The 9,695-nt window shown below is 65.5% G+C and carries 9 protein-coding genes; 1 reads left to right on the plus strand and 8 read right to left on the minus strand.

Features of this window, described 5'->3' with window-relative positions:
- From WAN02_RS19700 to WAN02_RS19735, 8 genes are all read right to left on the minus strand, one after another.
- Nucleotides 1–1,092: cytochrome P450 (locus tag WAN02_RS19700; protein WP_422265916.1), on the minus strand; the 1,092-nt coding region annotated here is incomplete at its 3' end.
- A 172-nt stretch (nucleotides 1,093–1,264) separates the two neighbouring features.
- The gene (locus WAN02_RS19705) at nucleotides 1,265–2,020 is read right to left on the minus strand and encodes an SDR family NAD(P)-dependent oxidoreductase (protein ID WP_422265917.1); all 756 of its coding nucleotides are present in this window, start codon (nucleotides 2,018–2,020) and stop codon (nucleotides 1,265–1,267) included.
- A gap of 34 nt (nucleotides 2,021–2,054) precedes the next feature.
- Nucleotides 2,055–3,167 (minus strand): acyl-CoA dehydrogenase family protein, encoded by a 1,113-nt coding sequence (locus WAN02_RS19710; protein ID WP_422265918.1) that lies wholly within the window; start codon nucleotides 3,165–3,167, stop codon nucleotides 2,055–2,057.
- A complete protein-coding gene (locus tag WAN02_RS19715) occupies nucleotides 3,164–4,369 on the minus strand; it encodes an acyl-CoA dehydrogenase family protein (RefSeq protein ID WP_422265919.1) in 1,206 nt (401 codons plus the stop codon). The genes WAN02_RS19710 and WAN02_RS19715 overlap by 4 nt, the downstream gene beginning before the upstream one ends.
- Nucleotides 4,370–4,562: 193 nt before the next feature.
- Nucleotides 4,563–5,726, minus strand: coding sequence for an aromatic ring-hydroxylating oxygenase subunit alpha (locus WAN02_RS19720; protein WP_422265920.1), 1,164 nt, complete (start codon nucleotides 5,724–5,726; stop codon nucleotides 4,563–4,565).
- Between the two features lie 234 nt (nucleotides 5,727–5,960).
- Nucleotides 5,961–6,830, minus strand: coding sequence for a crotonase/enoyl-CoA hydratase family protein (locus tag WAN02_RS19725; protein WP_422265924.1), 870 nt, complete (start codon nucleotides 6,828–6,830; stop codon nucleotides 5,961–5,963).
- A 73-nt stretch (nucleotides 6,831–6,903) separates the two neighbouring features.
- The gene (locus tag WAN02_RS19730; RefSeq protein ID WP_422265921.1) at nucleotides 6,904–8,115 is read right to left on the minus strand and encodes an acyl-CoA dehydrogenase family protein; all 1,212 of its coding nucleotides are present in this window, start codon (nucleotides 8,113–8,115) and stop codon (nucleotides 6,904–6,906) included.
- Between the two features lie 63 nt (nucleotides 8,116–8,178).
- Nucleotides 8,179–8,952: an SDR family NAD(P)-dependent oxidoreductase gene (locus WAN02_RS19735; protein ID WP_422265922.1), complete on the minus strand. Its 774-nt coding sequence runs from the start codon at nucleotides 8,950–8,952 to the stop codon at nucleotides 8,179–8,181.
- Between the two features lie 259 nt (nucleotides 8,953–9,211).
- On the opposite strand from WAN02_RS19735, the gene WAN02_RS19740 reads away from it, so the two are divergent.
- A partial coding sequence (locus WAN02_RS19740) for an aldehyde dehydrogenase family protein (RefSeq protein ID WP_422265923.1) occupies nucleotides 9,212–9,695 on the plus strand: 484 nt, incomplete at its 3' end.

Here is a 9,695-nt window from a genome sequence, read left to right on the forward strand (position 1 = left end):
GGCGAGATGGGACCCCAGACAGCGGTGGACTCCGGCCCCAAAGGACATGTGACGGTTGGGACTACGGTCCAGCTGCAATTCGGTGGGGTCGGAGAACTCGGCGTCGTCGCGATTGGCGCCGTTGAGCATCAGCAGCAGCTGATCACCGGCATGGAGCTGCACCCCGCCGAGCTCCGTGTCTCGTGTGACCGACCGGCCGGGCGACACCGCTGCCTCGATGCGCAACAGCTCCTCGACCGCTGCGGGGATCAAACTCGGGTCCTCGACCAGCTGCTGCCGCTGATCCTCGTTGGCCGACAGTTGAATGATGCTCCACGCCAGCGTGCCCTGAACGGTGTGCAGGCCGGCGATCAGCAGCAGCATGAACATGTTGCCCAGCTCGTCGTCGGTCAAATGACGCCGAGTGCCGTCGACCTCGATCTCGGTGTTGATGATCACTGCCGTGACGTCGTCGTGTCCCTCTGCCATCGTCCGCCGATCGGCGATCACCGCACCGAAGTAGCCCATCATCTGCTGGGCGGCTGCCATCCGGGCCGCGTTCGACTCCTCCTCGGTGCCACCGGGCACTCCGCGAAGCGTCGTGTCAGTCGCCTCGGTGAACATCGGCGCATCCTCGACCGGCCATCCCATCAAGGCCAGGAACACCCGGGCCGGCAGCTCGTGGGCGAACTCGGCGATGAATTCAGCAGTGCCGCGCGCCCCGAAGCCATCGATCAGCTCGTTGATGATGTCCCGGATCTCCGGTTCCAGAGCCCTCATGCGCGCGGGATTGAACAGCGGCTGCAACGCCTGGCGGTAGGACGCGTGCACGGGTGGATCGAGCTCGAGCGGGATGAACTTCCCGAATCCGGTCGGCACGATGTTGTTCGGATGACTCGAGAATCGCTCGGGGTCGCGCAGGACCTCGTGAATTTCCTGGTACCTGGTGACGATCCAGTGCCCCCCGTGATGGGGTGAGTACACAACGGGCCCGCGCTCGACTAGTTCGACGACACGTTCTTGGAAGAGGTCGACCGGTTCGGCGATCGCGGGGTCGTATACGTCGAAGTCCACGACCAAATTCTCGGGAACTGACGTGGTGCTTGCCGTCATACGGGCAACGCTCCTGTCGTAATCTGTGACGATCCGGGATGTCGCAGCTGTGACTGCTGTCGCCATTTAAACTTAAGGCCTTAGGTTAAGGGTGTCAACCGTCACTCTGGTCTTCGAATGCAATCCAGGTCACCACCGGCGGCAGCGCATTCGCTCCTGCCCCGACGCCGTCTCAGTACACGCTGTAGCCGCCGTCGACGACGATCTCGTTGCCGGTGTGGAAGGTGAGCGCCGGGTCGGTGAGGAATGCCGCGAGCTCCTCGAACTCCGCCGGCTCGGCCCAGCGACGCACCGGTGTGCGGGCCGTGGTCGCCGCCATGAACTTCGGGTCGGCCTGCAGATGCGCGTTCATCGCGGTAAGCGTCCAGCCGGGGATCAAGACGTTGCACCGCACGCGATGCCGGGCCAGTTCGACGGCCAGGGTGCGGCCTAATCCGGACAGCCCCGACTTGCTGACTGCGTACGCCGCCTGCCCCGCCGCGCCGTAACGCGAGACCATCGACGAGACCACCAGAATGGAGCCACCGCTGCCCTGCGCGACGAACCGACGCGCCGCCTCCCGGGTGCATAGGAACGTTCCGTCGAGGTTGGTGTCCAAAACGCGGCGCCACTGCGCGAGGGTGGTGTCGACGAACGGCGCCGCGTCGGCAATCCCAGCGTTCGCCACCATCGCCCCCAGCGGGCCGAGTTCATCCACGGTCTGCGCCATCGCCGCGGCCACCGCGCCCTCATCGGTGATGTCGCACGGGACCGCGATCGCCCTGCCGCCGTGCCGGGAGATCTCCTTCATAGCTTCGGCGTTTCGCTCGGCGTTACGCGCCCAGATCGCGATCTCTCCGCCGGCCTTGGCGATGCCGGTCGCCAGCGCCAGCCCGATGCCCTGGTTTCCGCCGGTCACCACGGCGACCATTCCGGACAGGTCGCTCACCGGCGGGCTCCTCTGCATATCGGTCTGGGCGTGCTCACGTTGCGCCAGGAATATCGAGAAGAGTGGCCAAGGTTGCGCGGTGGCGATCGGCGGTGCCGAGCGCAACGGCAGCACTCTTGGCGCGTTTGAGATAGAGGTGCGCCGGATGCTCCCAGGTGAACCCGATGCCGCCATGCATTTGTAGGCATTCTTCGGCCGCCTGCTGCGCGACCACCGAACAGTGGGCCTGGGCCAGCGCGGCGGCCACGGGAAGGTCCGGGTCGCCGTCGGCAGCACAACCAGCGGCGTAACGTGCGACGGCGACAGCCTGCTCGAGCAGCACCGCAAGGTCCGCCAGCCGGTGCTTGAGGCTCTGGTAGGAGCCGAGTACCCGACCGAACTGACGGCGCACCAACAGATACTCCACCGTCATCGCCAGGCACCTTTGCGCCAGCCCGAGCTGTTCGGATGCCAGCAGCGCGGCACCCACCTGCAGCGCGCGCTCAATGGCGATGGCGCTTTGCGGTCCCGTCGACAGGAGCCGACCCTGGGCTCCGTCGAACGACAGGTCCACCAGTGGGCGAGTCATGTCCAGCGTGACGACCAGCGTGCGGGTGACACCAGTGGATGCCGGATCTACGGCGTACAACGAACCACCGGCCACGACGAGCAACGTATGCGCACTTCCGGCATCTGCCACCGACGTCACGGTGCCGTGCAGACCTACTGGCCGAACCTCTACGGTGCCGGGAAACGGGCCTAGGGGCGCGGTGTCGAACGGAACGGCCAGTGCGACGATCCGCTCACCTGAGGCGACTTCGGCCAGCAACCCAGGCTCGTCGAGCTCGAGGAGCAGCGCCGTGGCGATGACCGCGCTACCCAGGTACGGCACCGGCGCCACAGCTCGACCGAGTTCCTCACAGACCACGGCCACCTCTCGCCAGCCCGCGCCTGCGCCGCCACGGTCCTCGGGTACAGCGAGCCCGGCAAGACCCATCTCGGTGGCCAGCTTGGTCCACAGCGCGAGGTCGGTGAGTTGCGTGGACTCGGTGCGCTTCAGGACGGATTCCCATCCGGCGTGCCTCTCCAGCAGCGACCGGACGTTTGCCCGCACCTCGTCCTCGACGGCGCTGTACCGAAGATCTTCGATCACAACAGGTGCATTCACCTGGCCAGCTCCTTCCAGGGCAGGTCCTTGTCTGTTCGAGGTTCGGGCGGCAGCCCCAGCATCCGCTCGGCGATGATGTTGCGCATGATCTCCGAGGACCCGCCCTCGATGGAGTTGGCCCTGGCGCGCAGGTAGCGGTACCCCGGCGTGCTTTCCGAGAGGTCGACGAGTACCGGTCTGCGCTCGGTGTAGTCGCCGTAACGCAAGGCCGCCTCGCCGCGCAGGTCCAGCTCGAGGGAGGAGATCTGCTGATTGAGTCGGGCCTGACTGAGTTTGCCCGCTGATCCCTCCGGACCGGGCTGACCCGTGGTCGTCGTCTGGCGCATCCGCACCGACGCCAGTCGGGCTGCCTCGGCCTCCACCCAGAGTTGCATCATCCTGTCCTGCAGGCCCGCGGTGCGCCGCTGCGGATGTTCTCGCCACGCCCGCAGCAGTTCTCCGATGGCGCCGCCACCCCTGGGGGCAGCGGCACCGATGGTCACTCGCTCGTTCATGAGGGTGCCTTGGGTGACCGCCCAACCCTGACCGACCGCGCCGAGTCGGTGGGCGTCGGGTATCCGCACGTCATCGAGGAACACCTCGTTGAATTCGGTCTCGCCGGTGATCTGGCGCAGGGGTCGGACCTCGACGCCGGGAGCCGACATGTCACAGATGAAGTACGTCAGCCCTCGATGCTTGGGCACCGCGGGGTCGGTGCGCGCCACCAAGATCCCCCACCGGGCCTCGTGCGCCATCGAGTTCCATACCTTCTGGCCATTGACGACCCAGTCGTCTCCGTCACGGACCGCGCTGGTCGCCAGCCCGGCCAGGTCGGATCCAGCGCCGGGCTCGCTGAACAGTTGGCACCACACTTCCTCGCCGGTCCACAGCGGGCGCATCCATCGGCTCCGCTGTTCGGGTGTCCCGAACTGCAGGATCGTCGGGCCCGCCATACCGTGGCCCACGATGTTGTCTCTGGCGCGATTTCCGGGCGACCCCGCAGCCGCGAAGATCGCGTCGACCCCGTCCTGCAGTCCGGGATCGGCCTCGAGTCCACCGAGGCCGACGGGGTAGGAGACCCGTGCCAGTCCGGCATCGAACCGGGCCCGCAGGAACTGCACCGGATCTGTCGTGGCCGGGTCGTGCGTGACGAGGAATTCACGCGCCCCGTCGGCGAGATCGGCCGCGCTCAGCTGCGCACCCGGTGCTGCCAGTGACGTCATTGCTTGACCCCCAGGGTGTCGCCTGCTGTCGTCCAGGAGGAGACGGTAGTCCGCGTAGTCGATGCCGAAGCGCCCGTTCTAGTCATGATCTCCTCATCGGTCCGTTGCGTTCCGAGGGGGCCTGGCGGATGCGAGCGTGCGTGTCGCACATCGTTCGCGCTCCTCCGGCCAGGTCGACACTCCTGACGACGGCTCACGCCAGCAGTCGGCGCAATTCCCGACGGAAGATGTGGTTGACGATCTCGTTGCGGCCCAACACCAGTGGACCGGCGTTGGCGCTCTCCATGCCGGCCTGGGATCCACGAAGCAACGGGAAGTCCTCTTCGTGCAGCACGGCGATCAGAATGTTCCAGTTCTTCTCCCACACCCTGTTCCAGCGCTCCTCGCCCATTCCGCTCTCCTCGATGGTGGGGACGAGCAGCCTCATCTCCATGCGGCACATCCCGGGGTCCTTCGGATGCGGGCGGAACGTGAGCAACTGGAAGTGGTCGGGCTGCCGCAGCAACGTGCTATTCGGTAACAGGAAGTGCCCGTCTATCACGTCCTTGGCCAGCGAACGATCACCCGGATCCTCGTCGACCCATCGGTCGATGGACTTGCGCGGGGTCATCATTCGGGCGTGCCTGCCGAAGTCCTCGACGACCTGGGCGTTGGTGTGAACGTGCTTGCCCGCCGTGTTCGGGTGCGCATACTGAATGTGGTAGTTGTCGATGAACGCGTCCTGCATGATCTTCCAGTTGACCGGCTCGTCGAAGCCCTCGGACCGGAACGCCACCAGTTGGTCCATTCCATATCCGCCGAGGATGGCGTCGAACTCCTCCCCCAGCCAGTCGGCCACGTCGATCGTCGCGCTAGCCTCGTCGACCATCCAGACGAATCCGTGCCGCTCTTCGGTCGGCAGTTCGATCAGCCCGCTGCTCTCTCGGTCGACATCGCCAAAGGTGCCGTCACGGGTGATCGTTCTCAGCGACCCGTCCGTGTCGTAGGACCAACGGTGATATCCGCAGGAGAATAGACGGCAGCGACCCTTCTCCTGCTCCTCCAGCAAGGCCCCGCGGTGTCGGCACAGATTCACGAACGCCTTGATTCCGCCGTCCTTCTGACGGACGACGATCACCTTGTTGCGCGGCATCTGCACGGTGATGAAGTCATGGGGCCTGGGCAGTTCGGAGCCGTGGCAGACGATCGAGGGCACCCGCCCGAAGACCATCTCGCGCTCCCGTGCCGCGATCACCGGGTCGGTGAACTCGGACGGCGAGAACGACGTCACCTCGTCGTACTCATCGGTGGTGTCGTTGCGCACATGGTCCAGCGCTTGTCGAATTCGGTTCTCGCGCGGCGAGAGGGACAGTGTCATCGTCGCCTCCTTCTTTTTGCGAACGTCGGCATCGGTCGACGACATGACTGGCGCCGCACCTGCTGGACGTTGGTCAGATGCAGTTTGGGCTGTTACCTATCGTATTTAGGTTTATCATATGGGCCGTTCTGACGGTAGGGGTCGGAGGCTGGAACTAGAGCCAGGTCGCCCGGACTGTCGGGAGCGGCAGCGAGCGATTTGCCCCGGTCGTCCTACGCGGATTCGTGCAGGAGACTAGGACGGCGATGAGCGGAAGGGCCGCGGCTCCCACCACGGGTAGTCCGCGGGCATGTCGACCGATACCCGGTCGGGAAACTGCGCACCGCGTTTCTCGAGGAACGCGGTAACGCCCTCCTTCGCATCTGCTGATGCACCGCGGGACTGTCCCAGTCTCGAATCCAGTTCGTGAGCGACCATCGGATGCTCCGCCCCTAGCATCCGCCACAACATCTGCCTGTTGAGGGCCACCGACACCGGCGCGGTGTTGGCGACGATCTCGGCGGCGACCGCGTAGGCGGCCGGCAGCAAGTCCTCCGGGGGGTACACGCTTCGGACCAGTCCTGCGTCGAGCGCCTCGGCTGCGTCGAAGACCCGACCGGTCGCCGTCCATTCCAACGCGCGCGAGATCCCCACTGCGCGAGGGAGGAACCAACTCGACGCGGCGTCGAGGACGATCCCCCGGCGGGCGAAGACGAAGCCGAACCGCGCGGTGTCGGAGGCCAACCGCACGTCGGCGGGCAAGGTCATCGAGATGCCGACGCCGACGGCTGGGCCGTTGATGGCGGCGATCACCGGTTTGACCGACTCGAAGATCCGCAGCGAGACGGTGCCGCCGGTGTCGCGATATTCCGTCTCATCGGCGAAGTCGAACGTGTCTCCACCCGATTCGAGGTCCGCCCCGGCGCAGAATCCCCGCCCCGCACCAGTCATCACGACGGCGCGCACGTCGTCGTCGGCGTCGGCACGGTCGAAGGCGTCGACGAGTTCTACCGCCATGAGATCGGTGAACGCGTTGAGACGCTCCGGCCGGTCCAGGGTGATCGTCAGAACGTGGTCGCTCACCTCATAGCGAATGTGCTCATAGGTGGCACCCACTGCGGGCATTCTCACAACGGAACTCCTCCACGACGGCCCTCTGCAGTCGTACCCTTCGGGTCCATCCTGGGGTCGACGCACATCACTGCAACCCGTCCTTGGCGGCCCGCCGGGCAGCACCGACGACTCGCTTGGCGATGGCCCAGCGATGAACCTCCGATGGGCCGTCGTAGATGCGGAAGGGTCGAACCTCTCGGGACAGGCGTGACAACGGAAGGTCGCCCGAGACACCCATGGCTCCGCACATCTGAACGGATCGGTCGACGATGCGGAAGATGGCCTCGGAGGCGAAGGTCTTCGCTATCGAGGTCTCGTTGCCTGCGTGTGAACCGGCATCGAGCTCGTAGCAGGCCACGACCAGGAGAGCCCTGGTGGCCGCGATGTCTATCTCGTTGTCGGCGACCATCTTCTGCACCATTCCCAGGTCGCCGAGAGTCGACCCGAACGCCTCCCGGTGGGCGACGTAGTCGACGGCCACGTCGTGAGCCCGTCGAGCTGCGCCAAGCCAACGCATGACGTGGGTCATCCGAGCCGGACCCAGCCGGACCTGTGCGTAGGCGAAGCCCTCGTCGACCGCGCCGAGAACGCCGTCGTCGGGAACGAAGACGTCGTCGAAGAAGACCTCGCAGTGTCCGCCGAGCATTGCCTTGTCGAGAGTGTCGAGGTGCCGCCCGACCCGAATTCCCGCGGTGCCCGCCGGAGCCAGGAACATGGTGGCTCCGCCACGATCCCCTGGTTTGCCAGACGACCGCGCCATGATGATGAAGAAGCCGGCTCCGTCGGCTCCGGTGATATACCACTTATGGCCGTTGATCTTCCAGCCGCCAGGTACCCGACTGGCGGTGGTGCGCAGGGCGGAAGGATCCGACCCGGCGCCGGGGGTGGGTTCGGTCATCGCGAACGCGGAGCGGACCTCGCCTCGTGCGAGCGGTGCGAGGAACCGTTCTCGTTGTTCACCGCTTGCCACGTGCGCCAGCAGATGGACGTTGCCTTCGTCGGGCGCACTGATGTTCGTGGCGATGGGGCCGAACAGGGAGTACCCGGCCTCTTCGAACACCGGAGCGCGGTCACTCATGTTGAGTCCTCTGCCGCCGAACTCCACCGGGGCATGCGGTGCGAAGACGCCGGCACCCCTGGCTGCCGCCTGCATTTCGACGCGAAGGGCGTCGCCACCGGCGCGTGCGACGTCACCGGCGTTCGCATCCTCGATCGGCAGAATGGTCTCTCGCGTGAACGTCCGGGTGGCGCTCACCACCTTCTCGACATCCGCGGCGTAGGACAGATCAATCCCCATTGGGACTCCTTCTCTCGTTCTCCGTCACCTTCGGCACTCTCTCCGGGACTCGTGATTGGTCATTCATAGGGGCACCAACCCACCATCGATCGCCAGGACTTGTCCGGTCATGTAACTGGACGCATCGGAGGCCAGGAACAGCGCCGGCCCCACCATTTCGTGTGGGCTGGCCAAACGGCCCAGCAGAGTCATCTCCGCCATCTGTCGTTGCTCTTCGGCGGTGTTGTTGCGGACCATGTCGGTGTCGACAGGTCCTGGCGACAGTGCATTGACTCGGATGCCGTCACCAGCGAAGGAAGCTGCCATCGATCTGGTCAGCCCTAAGAGCGCCAACTTGGCGCTTGCATAGAGCGGGACGTGGCCGGACCACATGAAGGCGCCCTGGGAGATGACGTTGATGACCGACGCCGCAGGGGACGCCTTCAGGTGGGGCAGGGCTGCCTGCACCAGGAACAGCGGACCGCGAACGTCGACGCCGTAGACCTTCTCGAACGCCTCGGGCGTGATGTCGCCGTAGGGCAGGCTCAGCGCTGTCGCAGCATTGTTCACGATGATGTCGAGTCGGCCGAAGCTTTGGACGGCGGTCTCCACCAATGCGGGCCCGGCAGCCAGATCACCCATGTTCACTGCCAAAGCCACGGCATCGCCGCCGCGTTCGGTCAGCGCTGCAGCAGCGGCCTTGCAGGCGTCGGGCTTGCGGCTGCCTAGGACGACTTTGGCGCCTGCATCAACAAGACCCTCGGCGATGGCCAACCCGATGCCACGGGTCGCGCCGGTCACGATGGCGACGCGGTCGCGCAGTTCCGTCATCTGTCGCAAGGGCGACTCAGAGCTCATGCAGTGCGGCTCCAGACGTCGTCGGAGGGAATTCCGCGCGCAGGGAGCTGCTCTACGGGCACCTGCCACGCCAATCCGATTTACCTTACAGCAATAGTTTTAAACTGAGGAGTCGATCGGCCGTTGAACGACCAATGCTGCTCGACTTCACCTTGGGGACGTGACAAACCGAACGATACGACTAAAGGCTGTAGCCTACGATACGTGACGCCGGGCACATATCCCCGCGTGCTTCACCCGTACGAGCGAAAGGCAGCGCATGAGTGTCCGCGAGGAGTTCCTGATCAGCGGCGAGTGGCGCAAGGCCATGTCGACCGAGCGGATCAGCGTGGTGTCACCTTTCTCGGAGGAAGTGATCGGCGAGGTGCCCGACGCAAGTTTCGACGACGTCGATGCCGCGGTTCGGGCGGCTCGAGAGGCATTCGACGACGGACGGTGGCGGGGTCTGCCGGTGGGCGAACGGGCCGACATCCTCGACCGCGCACTGGACATTCTGGAGTCCAAGCTCGACGAAATCTGCCAGCTCGTCACCGCAGAGATGGGTCTGCCCGCCACGTTCGCGGCCGGTGTGATTCCCGGGGCCGTCGCCACGGGTCGTTACTTCATCAAGATGGCACGAGACGACGCGCCGAGCGAGGTTCGCACGACGCAACTGTGCGACGTCGCCGTGATCAAGGAGCCGGTAGGGGTGGTGGCCTCCATCGCCCCCTGGAACGGCCCCTTCAACATGGCACTTTCTAAGA

The organism is Mycobacterium sp., assembly GCF_049281135.1.
Lineage (GTDB): Bacteria > Actinomycetota > Actinomycetes > Mycobacteriales > Mycobacteriaceae > Mycobacterium.

Excerpts from the sequence above, each read along its gene's own strand:
- WAN02_RS19715 (WP_422265919.1), bottom strand. The coding sequence starts at position 4,369 with ATGACGTCACTGGCAGCACCGGGTGCGCAGCTGAGCGCGGCCGATCTC.
- WAN02_RS19720 (WP_422265920.1), bottom strand. The coding sequence starts at position 5,726 with ATGACACTGTCCCTCTCGCCGCGCGAGAACCGAATTCGACAAGCGCTG.
- WAN02_RS19725 (WP_422265924.1), bottom strand. The coding sequence starts at position 6,830 with ATGCCCGCAGTGGGTGCCACCTATGAGCACATTCGCTATGAGGTGAGC.
- WAN02_RS19730 (WP_422265921.1), bottom strand. The coding sequence starts at position 8,115 with ATGGGGATTGATCTGTCCTACGCCGCGGATGTCGAGAAGGTGGTGAGC.
- WAN02_RS19735 (WP_422265922.1), bottom strand. The coding sequence starts at position 8,952 with ATGAGCTCTGAGTCGCCCTTGCGACAGATGACGGAACTGCGCGACCGC.